We start from the raw sequence: 21,561 nt of genomic DNA, 5'->3' as shown, positions 1-21,561 counted from the left end.
CGTCCCGGTCGGGGAGACGCCGCAGGAGCGGGATCAGACCCGGACGCCGAACATGAAGGGTCCGCCGATGGTGTTCATGGACTCGTAGCGGACGACCGTGCCGGTGCGCGGGGCGTGGATGATCTGCCCGTTGCCCGCGTAGAGGCCGACGTGGTGCAGGTCGTTGAAGAAGAAGACCAGGTCGCCGACCTTGAGCTGGCTGACCGAGTAGATCTTGGTGCCGGCGCCGGTCTGGGCCTCGGAGGTGCGCGGGATCTGCACGCCGGCCGCGGCGTACGCCCGGGAGGTGAGGCCGGAGCAGTCGTAGGAGCTCATGCCGGTGGCGCCGTAGACGTAGGGCTTGCCGAGCTGGCTCTGGGCGAAGGCGAAGGCGGCGGCGGCACGGCCGGAGCCGGGCGGGACGTTGCTGGTGAGGGCGTCGCGCTCGGCGGTCCGGCTGGCGCGGTTCTGATCCTCGGCGAGCTTGGCCTTCTCGGCGGCGGAGAGGCTGTTGAGCAGCTTCTGCGCGGAGGCGAGCTTGCCCTGGACCTCCTTCTTCTTCTTGCCCAGTTCGGCGCGGGTGGAGGCGAGGTCCTTGAGCTTCTCGGAGGCCTCGGCGCGCTCCTGGGCGAGTTCGCGCTGCTTCTCCTGGACCTTCTTCAGCGCCTCGACCTGCTGGCCGCTCAACTGGTCGAGCGTGGAGGCCTTGTCGAGGTAGTCGTCCGGGTCCGAGGAGAGGAAGAGCTGGACCGAGGGGTCGATGCTGCCGGTGCGGTACTGCGAGGCGGCGGCGAGGCCGAGGCTGTCGCGCAGCTCGTTGAGCTCCTCCTGGCCGCGGGCGACGTTGTCCTGGATCGTGGAGATCTCCTTCTGGAGCTTCTCCTGCTTCTCCTTGGCGCCGTTGTACTTCTCGGTGGCCTGCTCGGCCTCCTGGTAGAGCTTGTCGACCTTGGTCTTGACCTCGTCCTTGCTCGGCTTCTCGCTGGGGGCGGCGTTGGCGGCCTGCGAGCTGAAGGCGACGGCAGCGGCGGCGGCGGTGGTCAGCACGGTCACACGTGCGCGGCTCGGCTGCTTGGGACGACGGTGGGACGCCACGGGTGAAAAGCTCCTTCTCGGCCCCTCCGCCGTCTCTCCCGATGAGTGATCACCCGAGCGGAGGTCTGGGGCCTGACCCTAGTGACCTTCCTGTGATCAGTTCAAATCCTCAGATGAAAAATCGCGTCACGGAAGGCCAACTTTTCCCCTGGACTCACAGGCGGTGAGACCCACTTGACTCACCGTGGCCCACAGGTCTCGCCAATTCGGGCATCACGCCCGGAGGTTACGCATGGGGCGTACGGCCCCTAGGCCCTCGAAAGGCGCTTGAGGAGCATGGCCGACGCGACGGGCCGGGCGCCGGCGCGGGCGACGCCGTCGGCGACCTCGCGGTCGGTGGAGGCCACGATGACCGGGCGGCCGGGCGGTTCCGCCCGCACCAGCTGGCGGATGAGCTCGTCGGCGGTGACGCCCGGCTTCGAGAAGAGCACGCGGACGCCGCGCGGCGGTGCGAGCAGCACCGGCGCGGCCAGTTCGGCGCCGTCGAAGACGCAGGTCACCTCGGCGCCGCTCTGCGCGGCCAGTTGGGAGAGCTGCCCGAGCAGCCTGAGGCGCTGCTTCTCCAGCGGCATCTGCGGATAGCCGGTCTTGGTGACGTTGTAGCCGTCGACGACCAGATGGGCCTGCGGCAGGGCGAGCAGCTGGTCGAGTACCTGCGGGTCGTTCTCCGACAGGGCGCGCGCGGCGATGTCCTTCGGGGTCATCCGGCCCGGCTCGACGGCGTCGACGGTCTCGGCGGGCCGCACCGACACCGGCGGCAGGGCGAGTTCGCGGCGCAGCCCCTGGGTGGCGTCGAGCAGGGTGTCCAGCAGCAGCCGGACGCGCATGTCCTCGACGCTGCGGCCCTCGCGGGCGGCGCGTCTGGCGGCCTCCAGGGCGGCCTCGGTCTCACCCAGCCGGGCCTTGAGCCGCCGGGTCTCGCTCTCGGCGGCGGAGACCTGGGCGTGCGCGTCGGCGCGCACGGCCTCGATCTCGCCGTGGACCTTGCGCAGGGCGGCCTCGCCACGCTTGACGTCGCTGAGGGCGGCGCGGAGCTTGCGGTGCAGCGACTCGGTTTCCTTCTTGGCCGAATCCAGTTCCGCGCGCAGCCGCTCGGTCTCGGCGCGGGTGTGGTCGCGGGCCCGGTCGAGTTCGGCGCGCAGGCGTTCCAGCTCCGCGCGGTTCTCCTCGTCGGCGCGCTCGGCGTCGGCCCGCTGGGCCTCCTCGCCGGCGGCGGTCACCAGCTTCACCCAGCCGGGCGGCCGGAGCACGTAGGCCGCGGCCGCCACGTCGAGCGGGTCCGCGGCCGGGGGCGGGGAACCTGAGTCGAGGGCGCCGGTCAGTTCCGGCTGGGTCTCTCTGAGCTTCTCCCCGATGCGCTGCCGGAACAGCGGGTCGGTCTCCAGCGCCGCGGCCATGGCGTTGCCGGCGAACTTGGCGCGGCGGTTCGGGGCGAAGCGGGCGTACTGGCGCAGCTGCGCGGGCAGCTCGCCGACCGTCAGGGAACCGAAGCCGTCCGAGACGATCTGCACGACCCTGCGGCGCACGCCGTCGGGCAGCGGACGGTCGAGCACCTCGGCGGCGCCGTCGCCCGGCCCCCCGCCCGTGGTCTCCACCATCCGTCACACCACCAATGCTGTGCGGGGCCCGCTCCTGTCAGGAGCCGGCGCCCGGCCTGTCCACGAGTTCCACCTGATCCACCGCGTTGCACCACCGGCAGCGCACCGACTCGATGGTCTCACTGAGCACCTCGCGCTCCTCGACCTTGGGCTCTCCGGCCAGGTCGAGGTGGACGTACTCGACGACCTTGGACGAGCGGGTCACGTCGAACCTCGTGAGGTTGCCGCAGAGGGTGCAGCGCCACCGCGTCGAGGCGGTCGGCAGGGGAACCGTCATCGTGACCTGTTCTCTTTCCTTCTAGTGTCCGTGACGCGACCGGCATCCCCGGTGCGTGTGGTCCGTAACCCTACGGCCTGGCGGGTGCCCGCCGCCCGCGTGTCCACGGCGGCGAGGCGGTCTGTGCTGTTGCGTCCGGTTACGTCATGATCTGTATTCATGATCAGCAAGTGGAGCAGGTCGATCGTCCGGGGCGGCAGAGCGATCAGGGGGTCGTCGGCGCCGGTGACGTACGCGCTGATCGCCCTGTGCTGCGCGGTCTTCCTGGCCGGACCCGGCTCGGGCCTGAATCCGGCGTACGGCTCGGGGGACGAGCTGCTCGCCGCGCAGCGGGCCTACTTCCGGCGCTGGGGTGTGATCCCCGCAGAACTGTTCGACGGGTCCGGGGGCTCGCCCCTCACCCCCGCGACGGCGCTGTTCGTCCACGGCAGCTGGGTGCACCTGCTGGGCAACATGCTCTTCCTCTACGTCTTCGGGGCGATGACCGAGGAGCGGATGGGCCGCGTGCAGTTCACCCTGTTCTACGTCGGCTGCGGCTACCTGGCCCTGCTGGGCTACGCCGTCGCCAACGCGGACAGCGAGCAGTCCCTGGTCGGTGCCTCGGGAGCGATCTCGGCGGTCCTCGGCGCGTTCCTGTACCTGTTCCCCCGGGCCCGGGTGACCAGTCTCCTGCCGTTCCTGTTCTTCCTGCCGGTGCGCTTCCCGGCGTGGATCGTGCTGCCGTTCTGGGCGGCCCTGCAGTGGCTGGCGGCGGGCCGGGCCACGGCCGGGCCGGGCGTGGCCTACCTGGCCCACCTCATCGGGTTCGGTCTGGGCTTCGGCTACGCCTCCGTCCGCTACGGCCGCCCGGCCTCCCCTACTAGAGTGAAGACCGCCCCTGCTCCGGCCCCCGAGGGAGAGAACCAGCCGTGATCACCGCGATCGTCCTCATCAAGACCAGCGTGGACCGGATCCCCGAGATCGCCGAGTCGATCGCGGCGCTGGACAGCGTCAGCGAGGTCTTCTCCGTGACCGGCACCTACGACCTGATCGCGATGGTCCGGGTCAAGGAGCACGAGGACCTGGCCGAGGTCATCCCCGGCCGGATCAGCAAGATCCCCGGAGTGGAGGGCACGGACACGCACGTGGCGTTCCGTACGTACTCGCAGCACGACCTGGAGGCCGCCTTCGCCCTCGGGCTGGACAGCTGAGACCCGTCCCCCGGACGAGGTCGATGAAGAGTTCTTCATCCGGGCTTCATCCCGCGCCCCGGCCCGCCCGCGCAGGATCGGGCGCATGGCTTTCTCCCGTCGGATGGCGGCCCTGTCCGCCGTCGTGCTGATCCCGCTGGGCATCGCCGCGACCAGCTACGCCCTCGCGGACCGCCCCGAAGCGCCCAGGGTGCCGTCCCAGCAGGTGGAGCTGGACCGCGGCACACCCACGCCCACCTCCACGCTCCGGCCCTCCGCCGAGCCCGGGCCGGGCGAGTCCGCTCCCGGCGACGAAGTGGTCTCGCGGCCTCCGGTGACCGACAGCTCAGCGAGTGACGATGATGACGACGACGGCGGCCAGGGCACCTCGGACGACGGAGCGGGCGACGACGACGGACCCGGCTCCGACGGCTGACGGCGGCCGCCGGCGGATCTCCGCCCGGGTCCGGATCCTGCTGTGGCTGCTGCTGGTGATGGCCGTCGCGCTCGCCTCGGTGGCCATGACCACCCGCTCCTACCTGCTGCGGGACGTCGACAACCGGGTCAACCGGCTGCTCACGCAGGAGACCGGCGAGTTCGCCAACTTCGAGGAGCGCGGCGGCGACCCGCAGACGGGCCGGCCGTTCACGGACGCGGACCGGCTGCTGACGGTCTTCCTGGAACGGCAGTACCCGGACGCCGACGAGGAGCTGATCGGACTGGTCGGCCGGGCCGGCGGCGGCCCCCGGCAGATCCGTCAGCCGCACGACCTGCCCGTGGCCCTGCCCCTGCACCGGGACCCCGAGGCCCGGCGCCGCATCTTCGACTCCCCCGAGTCCTCCGGTGTGCTGCGGCGGCCGGCGGGCGAGATCCGCTGGGCCAAGGTCACCGTGGCGCAGCCGGGCCGGGAGCCGGACGCGGCGTTCGTCGTCGCCTTCCACCCGGAGGGGGAACGGGCGCGGGTGAACACCGTCTTCCGCACGCTGCTGGTCATCTCCGGGGTGGCCCTGCTGCTGACCACGGGCATCGCCTGGGCGGTCGCGGGGCGGATCCTCCGGCCGGTGCGGGTGGTGCGCACGGCCGCCGCGCAGCTCACCGAGCAGGACCTCACGCGGCGCATCCCGGTGCACGGCCACGACGACATAGCGGCCCTGGCGGAGACCTTCAACGGCATGCTCGACCGGCTGGAGCGGGCCTTCGCCGCGCAGCGCGAGTTCGTCGACGACGCCGGGCACGAGCTGCGCACGCCCATCACCATCGTGCGCGGCCACCTGGAGGTCATGGGTGACGACCCGGCCGAGCGCGAGGAGACGGTCCGGCTGGTCACCGACGAGCTGGACCGGATGAGCCGCATCGTCGAGGACCTGCTGCTGCTCGCCAAGGCCGAGCGGCCCGACTTCGTCACGCCCGAACCGGTGCAGGTCGCCGAACTGACCGCCGACGTCTACGTCAAGGCCCGCACCCTGGGCGAGCGCGACTGGCGGCTCGACGAGGTCGCCGACCTGGAGGCCGACCTGGACCCGCAGCGGATCACCCAGGCCATGGTGCAGCTCGCGCAGAACGCCGTGCAGCACACCACCACCGGCCAGACCGTCCGCATCGGCTCGCGCACCGACGGCCCGCACCTGGAGCTGTACGTCGCCGACTCCGGGCCCGGTGTGCAGCCCCAGGACACCGAGGTGATCTTCGAACGGTTCCGCCGCGGCACGGCCCGCCGCGGTGCCCGGGGCTCCGGGGCGGGCCTCGGGCTGTCCATCGTCAAGGCGATCGCGGAGGGCCACCGGGGGCGGGTGCGGCTGGGCCGGACGCCCGGCGGCGGCGCCACCTTCGCCCTCGTCCTGCACGCACCCCGCACCGTGGAAGGGGACCCCACGTGAACCGCATCCTCATCGTCGAGGACGAGGAGCGCATCGCCTCCTTCGTGGAGAAGGGCCTGCGCTCCAACGGCTTCACCACGACCGTCGTCGCCGACGGCGACGCGGGCTACGAGTACGCCCTGACCGGCGGCTTCGATCTCGTCGTCCTGGACATCGGACTGCCGGGCCGGGACGGCTTCACGGTCCTGCGCGAGTTGCGCGAGGCCCGGGTGTCGGTGCCGGTGATCGTGCTGACCGCGCGGGACTCCGTGCGGGACACGGTGGCCGGTCTGGAGGGCGGCGCGGACGACTGGATGACCAAGCCGTTCCGGTTCGAGGAGCTGCTGGCGCGGGTGCGGCTCAGGCTCCGCACGGCGGCGCGGGCGCCGGAGGTGACGGTGCTCAGGTCGGGCTCGCTGAGCCTGGACCTGCGCACGCGGCGGGCACGCTCCGGGGAACGGACGGTCGATCTGACGGCACGTGAGTTCGTGCTGCTGGAACTGTTCCTGCGGCACCCCGGGCAGGTGCTGTCGCGGGAGCAGATCCTGTCGCACGTGTGGGGGTACGACTTCGATCCGGGGTCCAACATCGTGGACGTGTACGTGCGGACGCTGCGCAGGAAGCTGGGCGCGGAGCGGGTGGAGACGGTGCGCGGGATGGGGTACCGGCTGCCGTAGGGCCGGGTGAGGCGCGGCACCTGAAAGTTCCTTCATGTGGGGCTCATCGACGGCTCACCGCCCGGGAAGATCCTCGACGGTGTGACGCTGAACCTCCGCACCACCACCGCCCTGTGCGTCGCCCTGTCCCTGTGCGCGCTGCTGGCCGTGCCGGTGAACTTCCCGGGCCTCGGCGCCGACGCGCGGCTCACCCTCGTCGTGTTCGTCCTCGCGACCTGCGCCTGGATCGGGACGTCGATCGACGACACCTACATCGCCCTGGGCGCCGGACTCGCCCTCACCGTGACCGGGGTGATCAGCAGCGACACCCTGTTCGGGACGCTCGGTGACGCCACGGTCTGGCTGCTGATCTGCGCGTTCGTGCTGGCGGCCGCGGTGAGCCGCACCGGGCTCGCCGGACGGGCGGCGGTGTTCCTGGTCAGCGGGGCGCGCAGCGTGCGGCAGCTCGTGCATCTGACCACCGCCGCGCTGGTCGTCACGGCGTTCGCGGTCCCCGCCACCTCCGGCCGGGCCGCGCTCGCGCTGCCGGTGTTCCTCGCCCTGGCGAAGGTCCTCGCCGACCGGAAACGACTGGTCGTGATGCTGGCGCTGCTGTTCCCGACCGTGATCCTTCTGTCGGCGGTGGCGACCCTGATCGGCGCGGGAGCACATCTGATCACCGTGTCGGTGCTGTGGGAGACGACCGGGCAGCACATCGGCTTCACGGAGTGGCTGCTGCTCGGCCTGCCCCTGGCCGTGGTCTCCTCGCACCTGGCCGCCGAACTGGTCCTGCTGACGACGACCCGGCGCGCGGACCGCCGCGGCCCGGTCCGGATCACCCCCGAGCAGATCCAGGAGCACAGCGAGCAGCCGGTCACCGGCCCCTGGAGCCAGGCCGAGAAGCGCTGCGCCCTGCTCATGGCCACGGTGGTGCTGCTGTGGTGCAGTGAGCCGCTGCACCGGGTGCCGCCGGCCCTGGTCGCGCTGATCGGTGCCGTCATCGCCTCCTCGCCGGCCCTGGGCACCGTGCGCCTGAAGGACGCGCTGAAGACCGTCCCGTGGTCGCTGCTGCTGTTCATGGCGGCGACGATGGCGATGGGCGTCGCGCTCGCCGACTCGGGCGCCGCGGGTTGGCTGGTCTCGGGGCTGCCGACGGGCGCGACCCCGGTGGTGTTCCTGGCGGTCGTGATCGCCGTGAGCACGGCGGCCCACCTGGTCCTGCAGTCCCGCTCGGCCCGCTCCTCGGTCCTGGTGCCGCTGGTCGTGGCCGCCGCCGTCGGCGTCGGCGTCAACCCGGTCGCCGCCGCCCTCGCCTCCACCGCCGCCGCGGGCTTCTGCCACACGCTGCCCGCCTCGGCCAAGCCGGTCACGCTCTTCGCGCAGATCCCCGGCACCCCCACCTACACCCCGCGCGACCTGCTGCGCCTGTCCGCCGTCCTGGCCCCGCTGACCGCCCTGCTCGTCCTGTTGTTCGCCGTCGCGGTGTGGCCGCTGCTCGGCGTGTCCGTCACCCGTTGAGGAGTACTGCCGTGCTGAACCGTGTCGTCGTAGCCCCCAGTGGCTTCAAGGAGTCCCTGTCGGCCGAGGCCGCCGCCGACGCCATCGCGGCCGGTGTGCGCCGCGTGCTGCCCAGCGCCGAGCTCGACCTGGTGCCGCTCGTGGACGGCGGCGAGGGCACGGCCCTGGCCCTGGCCGCCGCGACCGGGGGCAGGATCGTCACCGTGCCGGCGACCGGCCCGGTCGGGGAGACCGTCGCCGCGCACTTCGCCCTGCTGGGCTCCGGGGACACGGCCGTGGTGGAGATGGCCGCGGTCGCGGGCCTCTCCCTGGTCCCCCGCGACCGGCGCGACCCGGGCGCCACGACCACGTACGGCGTCGGCGAACTGCTCCGCGCCGCCCTGGACTCGGGCGTCCGGCGGATCCTCGTCGGCTGCGGGGACTCGGGCACCTGTGACGGCGGCGCGGGCGCGCTGCAGGCGCTGGGCGCCCGGCTGCTGGACGAGCAGGGCCGCGAACTCCCCCGCGGCGGCCGGGAGCTGACCCGGCTGCACCGCGTCGACCCCACCGGCCTCGATCCCCGGCTCGTGGACGTGGAACTCCTCGTCGCCTGCAACCCGTACAACGTGCTGTGCGGCGAGCGGGGCGTGGCCCGGGTCTTCGGGCCGCAGAAGGGGGCGACGCCCGCGCAGGTGGAAGAGCTGTCGGCGGCCCTGGAGAACTGGGCGTTCGTCCTCACCCGGGACGCCGCCGTGCCGGGCACCGAGCTGCGCACCGGCCCGGGGACGGGAGCCTCCGGCGGGCTGGGGGCCGGGCTCGCCGCCCTGGGCGCCCGGCTCCTGCCCCGCTTCGACGTGCTGTTGGACCACCTCGACCTGGACGCCCGGCTGGCCCGCGCCGACCTGGTCGTCACCGCGGAGGGCGCCCTGGACCACCAGACGCCGCGCGGCAAGGTCCCGGCCGAGGTGGCACGCCGGGCGAAGCTGTACGGCCGCCCGGTCCTCGCCCTGGCCGGCACCCTCGGCGAGGGCGCGCACCAGGTGCCGGGCGTGGACGCCTGCCACGGCATCCTGCCCGGCCCCATGGAGCTGGCGGAGGCGCTGCTGCGGGCGAACGAGCTGCTCACCGACGCCACTGAACGGGCCCTGCGGATGATCGTCCTGGGCGCCCGGCTACCGGCGTCCGCCGGCCGGGCCCTTCACGCGGAGGTGTCCGGCACGCACCGCCCGTCCTCCGTGCGGTAGTTCCACTGCGCCCCGTCCGCTACGAGCTCGCGCACGGCCCGCACGAACCGCTCCACGTGCTCGTCGGGCGTGCCGGCGCCGAAGCTGACCCGGATGGCGTTGAGCGACTTCTCCCCCGGCGCGGCCTCGGGCGCCCCGCACTCGCCCTGCGTCTGCGGGTCGCTGCCCAGCAGCGTGCGCACCAGCGGATGGGCGCAGAACAGCCCGTCGCGTACGCCGATGCCGTACTCGGCGGAGAGGGCGGCGGCGAAGTGGGAGCTGTTCCAGCCCTCCACGACGAAGGAGATCACGCCGACGCGCGGGGCGTCGTCCCCGAAGAGGGACAGGATCCGCACCTCGGGCACCTCGGCGAGCCCCGCGCGCACCTGCTCGATCAGGTACCGCTCCCGGGCGACCAGCGCATCGAAGCCGGCCTCGGTGAGGGCCTTGCAGGCGGAGGCGATGGAGTAGGCGCCGATGACGTTCGGGGAGCCGGCCTCGTGGCGGGCGGCGCTCTCGTGCCACTCCACGTCCACGCCCCCGTCCGCGCGGCGCGTGACCTTCCGGGAGGCGCCGCCGCCCGCGAGGTACGGCTCGGCCTCGCGCAGCCAGTCGGCCCGCCCGGCCAGGACGCCGGAGCCGAAGGGCGCGTACAGCTTGTGCCCGGAGAAGGCGACCCAGTCGACGTCGAGGTCCGCGACGGACACCGGGTGGTGCGGGGCCAGCTGGGCGGCGTCCAGCACGATCCGGGCGCCGTGGGCGTGCGCCGCGGCCGCGAGTTCCCGTACCGGCCACAGCTCGCCGGTGACGTTCGAGGCGCCGGTGACGCAGACCAGGGCCGGCCCGTGAGGCTCCCGGCCGGCGAGGGCGCGCTCCAGGGTCTCGACGGCCTCGTGGTGACTGCGCGGGGCGTCGAGGTACGTGACGCGGGCGTCGCGCCAGGGCAGCAGGGAGGCGTGATGCTCGGTCTCGAACACGAACACCCGGCAGTCCTCCGGCAGGGCGGCGGCGAGGAGGTTGAGGGAGTCGGTGGTGGAGCGGGTGAAGACGACCTGGTCGTCGGCGCGGCAGCCGAGGAACTCCGCGGCGGTCCGGCGGGCGTTCTCGAACAGGTCGGTGGACAGCTGGGACAGGTACCCGGCGCCCCGGTGGACGCTGCCGTAGTAGGGCGCGTAGGCGGCGACGTCGTCCCAGACCCGCTGGAGCGCCGGGGCGCTGGCGGCGTAGTCGAGCGCGGCGTAGGTGACCTCGCCACCGGTCACCAGCGGCACGGTGACATCCCGCCCCAGAACGGGCAGCGGGGCACAAACGGACTGGTCTGCGGCAACGGTGGAGACGGACATGGGGAACTCCCGTGAGATCAGGTGAATCCACCCGCGCGCCCATGGGCCGGCAGCGGGGGGTGAAGGAAGAGGGGATGCGGAGGCGGGGCTCTGCGGCCCTATCGCATTCGCTGACTCACGGAGAACTCCTCGACGACCAGGACCCCTGGTATCGCGAGGGGTCCGCGCTTGCCGCAGACCTCGCTGCCTGCGGCCTGGTCTTCACCCGGGGCACCCCGCCACGGACGGAGGGTTGCCGGACAGTCGGCCGGGGCCTCATGACTGTCACTCATGACCTGCCCAGGAACGTACGCGAAAAGATCGGCGTCCCGCAACCCGGGTCCGGATCGCGGGACGCCGCACGTCGTGCCCGGCTACGCGTTGCTGGCGGCCACCCACCGCTCCAGGGTCCGCTTGGCGGCGCCCGAGTCGATCGCCTCCGCCGCCCTGGCCATGCCGGCGCCGATCTGCTCGGCCACGGTGCCCGTGCCCGGCTCCAGCGCCACCAGCGCCGCCGCCGAGTTCAGCAGCACCGCGTCCCGCACCGGGCCCTTCTCGCCGTCCAGCAGGCGGCGGGCGACCTCGGCGTTGTAGGACGCGTCCGCGCCGCGCAGGGCCTCCACCGGAACCAGTTCCAGACCGACGTCGCGCGGGTCGAAGGCCTCCTCGGTCACCTTGCCGTCGCGGACGATCCAGACCCGGGAGGTGGCCGTGGTGGTCAGCTCGTCGAGACCGTCGTCGCCGCGGAAGACCAGGGAGGAGTGGCCGCGCTCGGCGAAGACCCCGGCGACGATCGGCGCCATGCGCGGATCCGCCACGCCGACCGCCTGGGCCCGGACCTTCGCGGGATTGGTCAGCGGGCCGAGGACGTTGAAGATGGTGCGGATGCCCAACTGCCCGCGGGCCGCGCCCGCGTACCGCATCGACGGGTGGAACTTCGCCGCGAAGCAGAAGGTGATCCCGGCCTCCTCGGCCACCGCAGCCACCCGGTGCGTCGGCAGCTCCAGGTTGACGCCGAGCTTCTCCAGGACGTCCGAGGCCCCGGACGCGGAGGAGGCGGCGCGGTTGCCGTGCTTGACCACCTTGGCGCCCGTGCCGGCGACGACGATCGCCGACATGGTGGAGATGTTGACGGTCTTGGCGCCGTCGCCGCCCGTGCCGACGATGTCGACCGCGGGCCCGGGCACCTCGATGACGTTGGCGTGCGCGTACATCGCCCGGACGAAGCCGGCGATCTCCTCGACGGTCTCGCCCTTGGCGCGCAGTGCCACGACGAACCCGGCGATCTGCGCGTCCGTCGCCTCGCCGCGCATGATCAGGTCCATCGCCCACGCGGTGTCGTCGGCGGTCAGGTCCCGGCCTTCCAGCAGGCCGTTCAACAGCAGGGGCCAGGAGCGGCCCGCCGCGGTGTCGCCTCCAGCGGGGGTCACAGCGCTCATAAGCCGCTCCAGGGTCAGGCGTCCCGCACTACGGGACGAGAATCTCAACGAGGTCCACCCTATCCAGCCCCCGGGCACCGCGAAGGGCCCCGTCCGAACACCGGACGGGGCCCTCGTGTGGCGTGGCGAAGCAGTGATCAGTGGTGGCCGTGGCCGCTCGTGATCTCCCGGTACTCCTCGACGGTGGGCTTCGGGATCTGGGCGCCCTCGCCGTAGTAGGCGTCGCTGAGCTTGGCGCGCAGCTTCTCGGAGCCCTTCACCTTGCGCTCGACACCGTTCTCGTCGACCGTCGGGCCGAGCTCGACCGGCTGGTACTGCTCGTGCGCCGTGAGCGTGTACATCTGCTCCTGGCTGAGCGGCTCGTGCACCTCGATGAACTCACCGTGCGGCAGGCGCTTGATGATGCCCGACTCGCGGCCGTGCAGCACCTTGTCCTTGTCCCGGCGCTGCAGGCCGAGGCAGATGCGCTTGGTGATGACGAACGCGATGACCGGTCCGGCGAAGAACCCGATCCGGACGAACCAGGTGACCGCGTTGATCGACAGGTGGAAGTGCGTGGCGACGATGTCGTTGCCACCGCCGATCAGCATGATCATGTAGCCGGTGACCCAGGCGACACCGAAGGCGGTGCGCGTCGGGGCGTTGCGCGGGCGGTCCAGGATGTGGTGCTCGCGCTTGTCCCCGGTGACCCAGGACTCGATGAACGGGTACAGGGCGATGATCGCGAGGAACAGGCCGAACAGGACCAGCGGGATGAACACGCCCAGGACCAGCGTGTGACCCCAGAAGTTGATCTCCCAGCCCGGCATGGCGCGGACCAGGCCCTCGGCGAAGCCCATGTACCAGTCGGGCTGGGCACCGGTCGACACCTGGTCGGGACGGTAGGGGCCCAGGACCCAGATCGGGTTGACGGTCGCAATGCCGGCGATGGCCGCGATGACACCGAAGACCAGGAAGAAGAAGCCTCCGGCCTTGGCCATGTAGACCGGCAGCAGCGGCATGCCGACGACGTTCTTGTTGGTGCGTCCGGGACCCGCGAACTGCGTGTGCTTGTGGTAGAAGACCAGGATCAGGTGGCCGACCACGAGCCCGAGCATGATGCCCGGCAGCAGCAGGATGTGGATCGAGTAGAACCGGGCGACGAAGTCGGTGCCCGGGAACTCCCCGCCGAACAGGAACATCGAGATGTACGTGCCGACGATCGGCACGGACAGGATCGCGCCCTGCGTGAAGCGGACACCGGTGCCGGAGAGCAGGTCGTCCGGGAGCGAGTAGCCGGTGAAACCGGTGAACATGCCGAGGACGAACAGCAGGAAGCCGAACAGCCAGTTGATCTCGCGCGGCTTGCGGAACGCGCCGGTGAAGAAGACGCGCATCATGTGCACGAACATGCCGGCGAGGAAGATGATCGCCGCCCAGTGGTGGATCTGCCGGATGAGCAGACCGCCGCGGACGTCGAAGCTGATGTCCAGCGTGGAGGCGAACGCCTCCGACATCAGCTGCCCCTGGAGCGGGACGTAACTGCCGTGGTACTCCACCTCGTTCATCGACGGGTGGAAGAACAGCGTCAGGTACACACCCGTCAGGATGATGATGATGAAGCTGTAGAGGCAGATCTCACCCAGCATGAAGGACCAGTGGTCCGGGAAGATCTTGCGCATGTTGGCCTTGGCCAGGGAGTAGATCCCCAGGCGGCCGTCGGCCCAGTCGGCGACCCGCTCTCCGGCGGGCGCCTTGCGGCGGTCGTCCTTGTTGCTCATCCGCGCTCCCAGAAGGCAGGACCGACGGGCTCTTCGAAGTCGCCGAGCGCCTCGAGGTAGCCCTCGTCGTTCACGCCGATGCGCAGCTGCGGCAGGGCGTGACCGGCGGGACCGAAGATCACTCGGGCACCGTCGGACAGGTCGAAGGTGGACTGGTGGCAGGGGCAGAGCACGTGGTGCGTCTGCTGCTCGTACAGGGAGATCGGGCAACCGACGTGGGTGCAGATCTTCGAGTACGCGACGATGCCCTCGTGCGACCACTCGAGCTCGCGCTTGTCCTTGATGTTCTCCGGCTGGATCCGGACGATCATCAGGGCGGCCTTGGCGATCTCGTTCTGGAACTCGTGGCTGTGCTCCTCCAGGCCCTCGGGCTTGGCGAAGGTCAGCGAACCGACCGCGACGTCCGAGGGACGCAGCGGCTGGTTCGTGTTCATGTTCACGAGCAGCTTGCCCTTGGACCACAGCGTGTGGCGGAGCTTCTCGCCGGGCAGCGGGCCGAGGTCGCGCAGCAGCACGACACCGGAGAGCGGCACCAGCGTGAGCGCGCCGAGCATGGTGTTGCGGATCAGCTTGCGGCGGCCGAGAGCGGACTCCTTGGCGCCCTGCTTGAAGTCCGCGAAGACCTTCTCGCGCACCTCGGGTTCCGCCTCGATCGGGTGGCGCTCGTCGGCGATCTCCACGTCCGACATCAGGGTGCGCGCCCAGTGGACGGCGCCCGCGCCGATGCAGAACAGCGCGATGCCGAGCGTGATGCCCAGCGCGAAGTTCAGGGCGCTGATGTGGCCGAGCGGGAAGATGTAGACCGACTTGTCGACCGGGATCGCCACGAACGCGGCGATGAAGGCGATGGTGGCCAGCATCGACACCGTGAACATCAGGGCGACCGAGCGCTCGGACCGCTTGGCGGCCCGCTCGTCGACGTCCTGGATCCGGTGCTCGTGGGGCGGCAGGCCGGGGTCGGCGAACGGGTGCTTCTCGTCCGCGACGCTGACCACACCGTGCTCGTCATGTCCTGCGGACTGCGCGGCAGGCAGGTTCTCTTCTGGAATGTCTTGGCTACTCATGACTTCTTGGCCTTTGCGGTCCGGGCGGCGACCCACACGGCGACGGCGATCAGTCCGCCGAGACCGAAGATCCAGCCGAAGAGGCCCTCACTGACCGGTCCCAGACCGCCCAGTTCGAGGCCACCGGGGCTCTCGGTCCTCTCGCTGTTGACCGCGTCGAGGTACGCGATGATGTCCTTCTTGTTCTTCTCCGACAGCGTGGTGTCGGGGAAGGACGGCATGTTCTGCGGGCCGGTCTGCATGGCCTCGTAGATGTGCTTTTCGGAGACGCCCTCCAGGCTCGGCGCGTACTTGCCGTGCGTCAGGGCGCCACCCTTGCCCGTGAAGTTGTGGCACTGCGCGCAGTTCGTCCGGAAGAGCTCACCGCCCTTGGCGATGTCGGCGCCCTCGGGGCTGTACTGGTCCTCCGTCGGGATGGCCGGACCGGCGCCGAGGGAGGCGATGTACGCCGCGAGCTGGTCGATCTCGGCCTGGGTGTAGATGTTCTTCTTCTTCGGGACCTGCGGGCCCTGGGAGGTGGCGGCCGGCATGCGGCCCGTGCCCACCTGGAAGTCGACGGACGCGGCGCCCACACCCACCAGGCTCGGGCCGTCGGAGGTGCCCTGACCGCCGGTGCCGTGGCAACTGGCGCAGCCGACCGAGTAGAGCTTCTTGCCCTCCTCGATGGTGAGGGACTGGGCGGATTCGTCGGCCTGCGCCTTGCTCGCGGGTGCGAACGCGGCGTACAGCCCCCCGGTGCATGCCAGCGCGAGGAGTAGGACGACGAGCGCCGCCAGCGGGTGGCGTCGTCGTGCGGAGAGCTTTTTCACGGATTACCCCGGTGTCAGGATCTTCTGCGTCGATGCTTCTGGGATGCGCGCCTCGTCGGGCGCGGCGGATGCGGGCCCGGCTACTTGATCATGTAGATCGTGGCGAAGAGGCCGATCCAGACGACATCGACGAAGTGCCAGTAGTAGGACACGACGATCGCGGCGGTCGCCTGCTCGTGGGTGAACCTCCGCGCCGCGTAGGTCCGGCCCAGGACCAGCAGGAAGGCGATGAGACCGCCCGTCACGTGCAGGCCGTGGAAGCCGGTGGTCAGGTAGAAGACCGAGCCGTACGGGTCGGACGAGAGGGACAGGCCCTCGTGCTTGACCAGCTCGGTGTATTCGAAGACCTGACCGCCGATGAAGATCGCACCCATGATGAAGGTGACGATGAACCACATCCGGAGCTTCTTCACGTCACCGCGCTCGGCGGCGAAGACGCCGAGCTGGCAGGTGAGCGAGGAGAGCACCAGGATCGTGGTGTTCGTCGCCGAGAACGGGAAGTTCAGGGCATCGGCCTTCTCCTGCCAGAAGTCAGGACCGGTCACCGATCGCAGGGTGAAGTACATCGCGAAGAGGGCCGCGAAGAACATCAGCTCGGAACTCAACCAGATGATGGTTCCGACGCTGGTGAGGTTCGGCCGGTTGACCGACGGGTGCGCGTGCCCGGTTTCTACTGTCGTTGCTGTCGCCACGACCGACATTATGTCGGTCGCTTATCCCGCCCTCACTCCGGGGGGTGCCGTTCGGAGTGTCTAAGCCGGTCGTACCGGTGTTGACGTGGTGTTCAAGGGAGTAGCATCCGGCCCAACGGGCCTGTCCTTACGACGCTGACGCCACGGAGGAACAATGCAGCCGACCGCCACGGTGCTGGTCTACAGCGACGACTCCAACACCCGCGAACAGGTGCGGCTCGCGACCGGCCGACGGCCGGCTCCGGACGTCCCTGTGGTGGAGTTCGTGGAGTGCGCGACCCCGGCGGCGGTGATCAAGGAGCTGGACCGGGGCGGGATCGACGTCTGCGTGCTGGACGGGGAGGCCGTGCCCATGGGGGGCATGGGGGTCTGCCGGCAGATCAAGGACGAGGTCTTCGACTGCCCTCCGGTGCTGTTGCTGATCGGGCGGCCGCAGGACGCGTGGCTGGCCACGTGGAGCCGCGCGGAGGCGGCGGTGACGCTGCCGGTGGAGCCGGTGGAGTTCGCCTCCGCCCTGGCCTCCCTGCTGCGGGAGAAGGCGGCTCTGAACGCCTGAGGGCTGCTAGACGCTCTGCGGGCGCAGCCGGGCCCTGTCCACCGGGGCGGGGCCCTCGGGCGTGCCGCCGACCAGGGCGCTGCCGGTGCGCCACCTCGACCAGTCGAGGTTCCAGTCGCCGTAGCCGTTGCCGAAGGGGGCCATCGAGTCGCCGGCGGAGTTGACGACCTTGACGATGTCGCCCTCGCGGATGTTCTCGTAGAACCAGGCCGCGTTCTCGGTGCTCATGCCGGTGCAGCCGTGGCTGACGTTGGCGTAGCCCTGGGAGCCCACGGACCACGGGGCGGCATGGACGTACTCGCCGCTGTTGGTGACGCGGACCGAGTGGTGGACGATCAGGTCGTAGAAGTCCGAGGCGCCGATGCTGGCGCTGGTCATGCGGACGGTGCCCTCCTTGGCCAGGACGACCTTGACGCCGTTGCGGGTGTCGTAGCCGGGCATGCCCGTGGTGACCGGGATCTGGCGGACGACCTCGTCGTTCCTGTAGACGGTCATCTGGTGGGCCGCGGCGTCCGTGACGGCGACGACCTTGTCGGCCGTGGTGATGGTCAGCGGCTCGGCCTTGCCGCCCCACATGCGGTCGCCGATCTTGATGCCCTCCAGGTTGCTGCGGACCTGGACGGTGGCGTGGGCGGGCCAGTAGTCCTTCGGCCGGTAGTGGAGCTTCTTGTCGTCCACCCAGTGCCAGGCGCCGTCCGTGGCAGGGGTGGAGGAGACCTTGAGCGCGCGTTCGACGGTGGCCCGCTGGGCCTTGTCCTTGACGGGCTGGCTCAGGTCGGCGGTGAGGGGCTGGCCGACGCCGTAGGTGCCCTGCTTGGGGCCGAAGCTGACGTCCAAGTGCTTCTTGGCGGCCGGCTTGCCGGTGTCGAAGGTGAGGACCTTGCGCCCGGGCGCTCCGTCCTCGTCCTCGGTGCTCACCCGGACCGTGTAGCTGGCGTTGGCGGCGAGCGGGGAGGTGCTGTGCCAGCGACCCCCGTCGGCGGCGAGTTCGCCCGCCACGTGGCGTCCTGAGGCGTCGTAGGCGGTGACGTCGGTGATGCGTCCGTCGGAGTCCTCGGCGACGACTTCCAGAGGCTTGTCCGGGTCGGCCTTCTTGTGGCCGTCGGGGGTGTTGAAGGAGATCTGGTCCGCCGCGTCGTAGGGCCGGGCGGAGAGGGGGTTGCCGTCGGAGCCGCAGGCGGTGACGCCCGCGCAGAGGGATATGACCAGCAGTGCGCAGCTGACGGCGGGGCGGGAGATCGCTGTGTGGCTCATGGCCTCACGCTAGGAAGCCGCGTCAACTGCGGCACGCCGACTGACTCGTACGAGTGACATGTATTGCGTCGAAAGCAGGAGCCCGCGCGCCGGGCCCCTGACACGGACAGGGGCCCGGACGCTCCTCTCGGAGTGTCCGGGCCCCTGCGGCGCTCGGTGCGGTGCTACTGGGTGCGGTTCTCACCGCGGTAGTACTCGAAGACCCAGCCCCAGATGCCGATCAGGATGATCGGCAGCGAGAAGTACATCAGCCACCAGCCGATGGCGACGGCCAGGAAGGCCAGGGCGCCACCGATGGCCAGGGAGAGCGGCTGCCAGCTGTGCGGGCTGAAGAACCCGACCTCGCCGGCGTCGTCGGCGACGTCCGCCTCCTTGTTGTCCTGCGCGCCGACGTCCACCCGCTTGGCCGTGAAGCCCAGGTAGAAGCCGATCATGATGCACAGGCCGAAGGCCAGGAAGAGGGCCGTGGTACCGGCCGGCTCCTTCGACCACATGCCGTAGACGATGGCCATGACGAGCACGAACGCGCTCAGCCACATGAACATCTTGCCCTGGATCTTCACTTGCCGGCCTCCTTGCCGCCAGCCAGAGCCTTGTCGCCGTGACCCACGTTCTCGAGCTGGTCGAGGGCGGCGATCTCCGGGTGGTGCAGGTCGAACGCCGGGGATTCACTGCGGATCCGCGGCATGGTGATGAAGTTGTGCCGCGGCGGCGGGCAGGAGGTGGCCCACTCCAGGGAGCGGCCGTAGCCCCACGGGTCGTCGACGCCGACCGGCTTGCCGTACTTGGCCGTCTTCCACACGTTGTAGAAGAACGGCAGGATCGACATGCCGAGCAGGAAGGAGCTGATCGTCGAGATCGTGTTCAGCGCGGTGAAGCCGTCGGCCGCCAGGTAGTCGGCGTAACGGCGCGGCATGCCCTCGGCGCCCAGCCAGTGCTGGACCAGGAACGTGCCGTGGAAGCCGATGAACAGCGTCCAGAACGTGATCTTGCCCAGGCGCTCGTCCAGCATCTTGCCGGTCCACTTCGGCCACCAGAAGTGGAAGCCGGAGAACATCGCGAACACCACGGTACCGAAGACGACGTAGTGGAAGTGGGCCACCACGAAGTACGAGTCGGAGACGTGGAAGTCCATCGGCGGCGAGGCCAGGATGACACCGGTCAGACCACCGAAGGTGAAGGTGATCAGGAAGCCGGTGGCCCAGAGCATCGGGGTCTCGAAGGACAGCGAGCCCTTCCACATCGTGCCGATCCAGTTGAAGAACTTCACACCGGTCGGGACGGCGATGAGGAACGTCATGAAGGAGAAGAACGGCAGCAGCACACCGCCGGTGACGTACATGTGGTGGGCCCACACGGTCACGGACAGGCCCGCGATGGCGATGGTCGCGCCGATCAGACCCGTGTAGCCGAACATCGGCTTGCGGGAGAAGACCGGGATGACCTCACTGATGATGCCGAAGAACGGCAGGGCGATGATGTACACCTCTGGATGGCCGAAGAACCAGAACAGGTGCTGCCACAGCAGTGCGCCGCCGTTGGCGGAGTCGAAGACGTGGGCGCCGAACTTGCGGTCCGCCTCCAGCGCGAACAGGGCCGCGGCCAGGACCGGGAAGGCCAGCAGGACCAGCACACCGGTCAGCAGCACGTTCCAGGTGAAGATCGGCATGCGGAACATCGTCATGCCGGGTGCGCGCATGCAGATGATCGTGGTGATGAAGTTGACCGAGCCGAGGATGGTGCCGAAGCCGGAGAAGGCCAGACCCATGATCCACATGTCGGCGCCGATACCGGGCGAGCGGACCGCGTCCGACAGCGGGCTGTAGGCGAACCAGCCGAAGTCGGCCGCGCCCTGCGGGGTGAGGAAACCGCCCACCGCGATCAGCGAGCCGAACAGGTACAGCCAGTAGGCGAACATGTTCAGCCGCGGGAACGCCACGTCCGGCGCGCCGATCTGCAGCGGCATGATCCAGTTCGCGAAGCCCGCGAACAGCGGCGTCGCGAACATCAGCAGCATGATCGTGCCGTGCATCGTGAACGCCTGGTTGAACTGCTCGTTCGACATGATCTGCAGACCCGGCCGGGCCAGCTCGGCGCGCATGAACAGCGCCATCACGCCACCGATGACGAAGAACGCGAACGACGTCACCAGGTACAGCGTGCCGATCGTCTTGTGGTCCGTGGTCGTCAGCCACTTGACCACGACACTGCCGCGGTTCTGGCGCCGGACCGGCAACTCGTCCTCGTAGTGGGACCCTGCCGCCGCGGCACCCTGAGATTCGTTGAGGATGCTCACAGGATGTTCGACCTTCGGTTCTTCTCGGGGCCCGCCTGCTCGATGCCGGCAGGAACGTAACCGTTCTGCTGCTTGTCCACGAGGTCCTTGAGGTGCTGCTCGTAACGCTCGGGGGAGACCACCTTCACGTTGAACAGCATCCGGGAGTGGTCGACGCCGCAGAGCTCGGCGCACTTGCCCAGGAAGGTGCCCTCCTTGTTGGGGGTCACTTCGAAGGCGTTGGTGTGGCCCGGGATGACGTCCTGCTTCATGAGGAACGGCACCACCCAGAAGGAGTGGATGACGTCACGCGAGGTCAGCACGAAGCGGACGGTCTTGCCCTTGGGCAGCCACAGCGTCGGGCCCGGGTTGTTGGTCTGCGGGTTCCGGGTGCCGGGGGTGCCGCAGTCGTAGACGCCGCCGGCGTCGGCCGGGAAGTCTTCCTTGAACCGGTCCGGGATCGCGTCCAGCTCCGGGGACTTCTTGGCGTCGCCCGTGGAACCGGCGACCGGCTCGATGTAGTTGAAGCACCAGCTCCACTGGAAGCCGACCACGTTGACCGTGACGTCGGGCTTCTTCTTGAGGCTGAGCAGCTCGGACTCGTCGCGGGCGGTGAAGTAGAACAGCACCGAGACGATGATGAGCGGGACGACCGTGTACAGCGCCTCGATGGGCATGTTGTACCGGGTCTGCGGAGGAACCTCGACCTTGGTGCGGCTGCGCCGGTGGAAGAAAGCACTCCACAGGATCAGACCCCACACCAGCACGCCGACGGCGAGCGCAGCCGCCCAGGACCCCTGCCACAGGGAGAGGATCCGCGGAGCCTCTTCCGTGGTCGGGGTGGGCATACCAAGGCGGGGGAAGTCTTCCCAGTTGTACGAGCAACCGGTGGCTGTCGCCAAGACCAGGCCCGCGGTCAGTGCCTGCAGCAGCTTCCGCCGCATCGGGCGCCGCGGCGAGCGGTCGGAGCCGTTGGGACTCACGTAGCGCCTTCCCGAGAGTCTCGCCCGCGCGGTTCGGCTGCGGCCTGGCCTTCTCGC

Annotated in this window: 21 protein-coding genes and 1 riboswitch; of the genes, 8 read left to right on the top strand and 13 right to left on the bottom strand. The window is 70.3% G+C overall.

The window, feature by feature from the left end; all coding sequences use genetic code 11:
- Nucleotides 1–33: 33 nt before the first annotated feature.
- From ACIGAQ_RS14000 to ACIGAQ_RS13990, 3 genes are all read right to left on the bottom strand, one after another.
- Nucleotides 34–1,074 (bottom strand): NlpC/P60 family protein, encoded by a 1,041-nt coding sequence (locus tag ACIGAQ_RS14000; protein WP_311687549.1) that lies wholly within the window; start codon nucleotides 1,072–1,074, stop codon nucleotides 34–36.
- A 248-nt stretch (nucleotides 1,075–1,322) separates the two neighbouring features.
- Nucleotides 1,323–2,672: an NYN domain-containing protein gene (locus ACIGAQ_RS13995; protein WP_362280358.1), complete on the bottom strand. Its 1,350-nt coding sequence runs from the start codon at nucleotides 2,670–2,672 to the stop codon at nucleotides 1,323–1,325.
- 37 nt (nucleotides 2,673–2,709) lie between these two features.
- Nucleotides 2,710–2,949, bottom strand: coding sequence for a hypothetical protein (locus ACIGAQ_RS13990; RefSeq protein ID WP_010048941.1), 240 nt, complete (start codon nucleotides 2,947–2,949; stop codon nucleotides 2,710–2,712).
- A 159-nt stretch (nucleotides 2,950–3,108) separates the two neighbouring features.
- Here ACIGAQ_RS13990 and ACIGAQ_RS13985 point away from each other — a divergent pair, with 159 nt between their 5' ends.
- The 7 genes from ACIGAQ_RS13985 (at nucleotide 3,109) to ACIGAQ_RS13955 (ending at nucleotide 9,371) form a co-directional block, all read left to right on the top strand.
- A complete protein-coding gene (locus ACIGAQ_RS13985; protein WP_399782413.1) occupies nucleotides 3,109–3,861 on the top strand; it encodes a rhomboid family intramembrane serine protease in 753 nt (250 codons plus the stop codon).
- Entirely contained in the window at nucleotides 3,858–4,139 is a 282-nt protein-coding gene (locus tag ACIGAQ_RS13980; protein WP_094052456.1) for an Lrp/AsnC family transcriptional regulator, read from the top strand. Before ACIGAQ_RS13985 ends, ACIGAQ_RS13980 begins: the two co-directional genes overlap by 4 nt.
- 85 nt (nucleotides 4,140–4,224) lie before the next feature.
- Nucleotides 4,225–4,554: a small secreted hydrophilic protein gene (locus ACIGAQ_RS13975; RefSeq protein WP_399782410.1), complete on the top strand. Its 330-nt coding sequence runs from the start codon at nucleotides 4,225–4,227 to the stop codon at nucleotides 4,552–4,554.
- Nucleotides 4,481–5,995 carry an ATP-binding protein gene (locus ACIGAQ_RS13970; RefSeq protein ID WP_399783181.1) on the top strand — a complete coding sequence of 505 codons (1,515 nt, stop codon included), beginning with the start codon at nucleotides 4,481–4,483 and terminating at the stop codon, nucleotides 5,993–5,995. The genes ACIGAQ_RS13975 and ACIGAQ_RS13970 overlap by 74 nt, the downstream gene beginning before the upstream one ends.
- Entirely contained in the window at nucleotides 5,992–6,651 is a 660-nt protein-coding gene (locus ACIGAQ_RS13965; protein ID WP_311687539.1) for a response regulator transcription factor, read from the top strand. Before ACIGAQ_RS13970 ends, ACIGAQ_RS13965 begins: the two co-directional genes overlap by 4 nt.
- Before the next feature lie 81 nt (nucleotides 6,652–6,732).
- Nucleotides 6,733–8,148, top strand: a complete 1,416-nt coding sequence (locus tag ACIGAQ_RS13960; RefSeq protein ID WP_399783178.1) for an SLC13 family permease — start codon at nucleotides 6,733–6,735, stop codon at nucleotides 8,146–8,148.
- Nucleotides 8,149–8,159: 11 nt separating this feature from the next.
- On the top strand, nucleotides 8,160–9,371 hold the full coding sequence (locus ACIGAQ_RS13955; RefSeq protein ID WP_399782407.1) for a glycerate kinase: 1,212 nt from the start codon (nucleotides 8,160–8,162) through the stop codon (nucleotides 9,369–9,371).
- Here the strand turns inward: ACIGAQ_RS13955 and ACIGAQ_RS13950 are convergent.
- The 6 genes from ACIGAQ_RS13950 to ACIGAQ_RS13925 form a co-directional block, all read right to left on the bottom strand.
- Nucleotides 9,326–10,693 carry an aminotransferase class V-fold PLP-dependent enzyme gene (locus ACIGAQ_RS13950; protein ID WP_399782404.1) on the bottom strand — a complete coding sequence of 456 codons (1,368 nt, stop codon included), beginning with the start codon at nucleotides 10,691–10,693 and terminating at the stop codon, nucleotides 9,326–9,328. The genes ACIGAQ_RS13955 and ACIGAQ_RS13950 overlap by 46 nt on opposite strands.
- Before the next feature lie 159 nt (nucleotides 10,694–10,852).
- Nucleotides 10,853–10,969: riboswitch (SAM riboswitch) on the bottom strand.
- Between the two features lie 77 nt (nucleotides 10,970–11,046).
- Entirely contained in the window at nucleotides 11,047–12,111 is a 1,065-nt protein-coding gene (gene trpD / locus ACIGAQ_RS13945) for an anthranilate phosphoribosyltransferase (RefSeq protein ID WP_311687534.1), read from the bottom strand.
- A 137-nt stretch (nucleotides 12,112–12,248) separates the two neighbouring features.
- Nucleotides 12,249–13,871 carry a cytochrome bc complex cytochrome b subunit gene (locus tag ACIGAQ_RS13940; protein ID WP_311687533.1) on the bottom strand — a complete coding sequence of 541 codons (1,623 nt, stop codon included), beginning with the start codon at nucleotides 13,869–13,871 and terminating at the stop codon, nucleotides 12,249–12,251.
- Nucleotides 13,868–14,935 carry a Rieske 2Fe-2S domain-containing protein gene (locus tag ACIGAQ_RS13935; RefSeq protein ID WP_311687532.1) on the bottom strand — a complete coding sequence of 356 codons (1,068 nt, stop codon included), beginning with the start codon at nucleotides 14,933–14,935 and terminating at the stop codon, nucleotides 13,868–13,870. The genes ACIGAQ_RS13940 and ACIGAQ_RS13935 overlap by 4 nt, the downstream gene beginning before the upstream one ends.
- The gene (locus tag ACIGAQ_RS13930) at nucleotides 14,932–15,744 is read right to left on the bottom strand and encodes a cytochrome c (RefSeq protein ID WP_362280342.1); all 813 of its coding nucleotides are present in this window, start codon (nucleotides 15,742–15,744) and stop codon (nucleotides 14,932–14,934) included. Before ACIGAQ_RS13930 ends, ACIGAQ_RS13935 begins: the two co-directional genes overlap by 4 nt.
- 80 nt (nucleotides 15,745–15,824) lie before the next feature.
- On the bottom strand, nucleotides 15,825–16,445 hold the full coding sequence (locus ACIGAQ_RS13925) for a heme-copper oxidase subunit III (RefSeq protein ID WP_309095172.1): 621 nt from the start codon (nucleotides 16,443–16,445) through the stop codon (nucleotides 15,825–15,827).
- Between the two features lie 145 nt (nucleotides 16,446–16,590).
- Between ACIGAQ_RS13925 and ACIGAQ_RS13920 the strand changes: the two genes are divergently transcribed.
- Nucleotides 16,591–16,992 (top strand): hypothetical protein, encoded by a 402-nt coding sequence (locus ACIGAQ_RS13920; RefSeq protein ID WP_399782397.1) that lies wholly within the window; start codon nucleotides 16,591–16,593, stop codon nucleotides 16,990–16,992.
- Nucleotides 16,993–16,998: 6 nt separating this feature from the next.
- On the opposite strand, the gene ACIGAQ_RS13915 is transcribed toward ACIGAQ_RS13920, so the two are convergent.
- The 4 genes from ACIGAQ_RS13915 to coxB all read right to left on the bottom strand — a co-directional run bounded on the left by ACIGAQ_RS13915 (nucleotide 16,999) and on the right by coxB (nucleotide 21,504).
- Nucleotides 16,999–18,246, bottom strand: coding sequence for an Ig-like domain-containing protein (locus ACIGAQ_RS13915; RefSeq protein ID WP_399782394.1), 1,248 nt, complete (start codon nucleotides 18,244–18,246; stop codon nucleotides 16,999–17,001).
- Nucleotides 18,247–18,410: 164 nt separating this feature from the next.
- Nucleotides 18,411–18,809, bottom strand: coding sequence for a cytochrome c oxidase subunit 4 (locus tag ACIGAQ_RS13910; protein WP_094052444.1), 399 nt, complete (start codon nucleotides 18,807–18,809; stop codon nucleotides 18,411–18,413).
- A complete protein-coding gene (gene ctaD, locus ACIGAQ_RS13905) occupies nucleotides 18,806–20,542 on the bottom strand; it encodes a cytochrome c oxidase subunit I (protein WP_311687524.1) in 1,737 nt (578 codons plus the stop codon). The genes ACIGAQ_RS13910 and ctaD overlap by 4 nt, the downstream gene beginning before the upstream one ends.
- The gene (gene coxB / locus ACIGAQ_RS13900) at nucleotides 20,539–21,504 is read right to left on the bottom strand and encodes a cytochrome c oxidase subunit II (protein WP_094056626.1); all 966 of its coding nucleotides are present in this window, start codon (nucleotides 21,502–21,504) and stop codon (nucleotides 20,539–20,541) included. The genes ctaD and coxB overlap by 4 nt, the downstream gene beginning before the upstream one ends.
- Between the last annotated feature and the right edge of the window lie 57 nt (nucleotides 21,505–21,561).

The organism is Streptomyces sp. NPDC085932 (assembly GCF_044540525.1).
Taxonomy (GTDB): Bacteria; Actinomycetota; Actinomycetes; order Streptomycetales; family Streptomycetaceae; genus Streptomyces; species Streptomyces levis.
Note: the sequence above shows the minus strand (reverse complement) of the source record. Positions and strands in the feature narration are given on the sequence as shown.

Bases quoted from the DNA above. Each gene is read 5' to 3' on its own strand.
- ACIGAQ_RS13995 (WP_362280358.1), bottom strand. From the start codon at position 2,672: ATGGTGGAGACCACGGGCGGGGGGCCGGGCGACGGCGCCGCCGAGGTG.
- ACIGAQ_RS13990 (WP_010048941.1), bottom strand. From the start codon at position 2,949: ATGACGGTTCCCCTGCCGACCGCCTCGACGCGGTGGCGCTGCACCCTC.
- ACIGAQ_RS13985 (WP_399782413.1), top strand. From the start codon at position 3,109: ATGATCAGCAAGTGGAGCAGGTCGATCGTCCGGGGCGGCAGAGCGATC.
- ACIGAQ_RS13975 (WP_399782410.1), top strand. From the start codon at position 4,225: ATGGCTTTCTCCCGTCGGATGGCGGCCCTGTCCGCCGTCGTGCTGATC.
- ACIGAQ_RS13970 (WP_399783181.1), top strand. From the start codon at position 4,481: ATGACGACGACGGCGGCCAGGGCACCTCGGACGACGGAGCGGGCGACG.
- ACIGAQ_RS13950 (WP_399782404.1), bottom strand. From the start codon at position 10,693: ATGTCCGTCTCCACCGTTGCCGCAGACCAGTCCGTTTGTGCCCCGCTG.
- trpD (WP_311687534.1), bottom strand. From the start codon at position 12,111: ATGAGCGCTGTGACCCCCGCTGGAGGCGACACCGCGGCGGGCCGCTCC.
- ACIGAQ_RS13940 (WP_311687533.1), bottom strand. From the start codon at position 13,871: ATGAGCAACAAGGACGACCGCCGCAAGGCGCCCGCCGGAGAGCGGGTC.
- ACIGAQ_RS13935 (WP_311687532.1), bottom strand. From the start codon at position 14,935: ATGAGTAGCCAAGACATTCCAGAAGAGAACCTGCCTGCCGCGCAGTCC.
- ACIGAQ_RS13925 (WP_309095172.1), bottom strand. From the start codon at position 16,445: ATGTCGGTCGTGGCGACAGCAACGACAGTAGAAACCGGGCACGCGCAC.
- ACIGAQ_RS13920 (WP_399782397.1), top strand. From the start codon at position 16,591: ATGCAGCCGACCGCCACGGTGCTGGTCTACAGCGACGACTCCAACACC.
- ACIGAQ_RS13915 (WP_399782394.1), bottom strand. From the start codon at position 18,246: ATGAGCCACACAGCGATCTCCCGCCCCGCCGTCAGCTGCGCACTGCTG.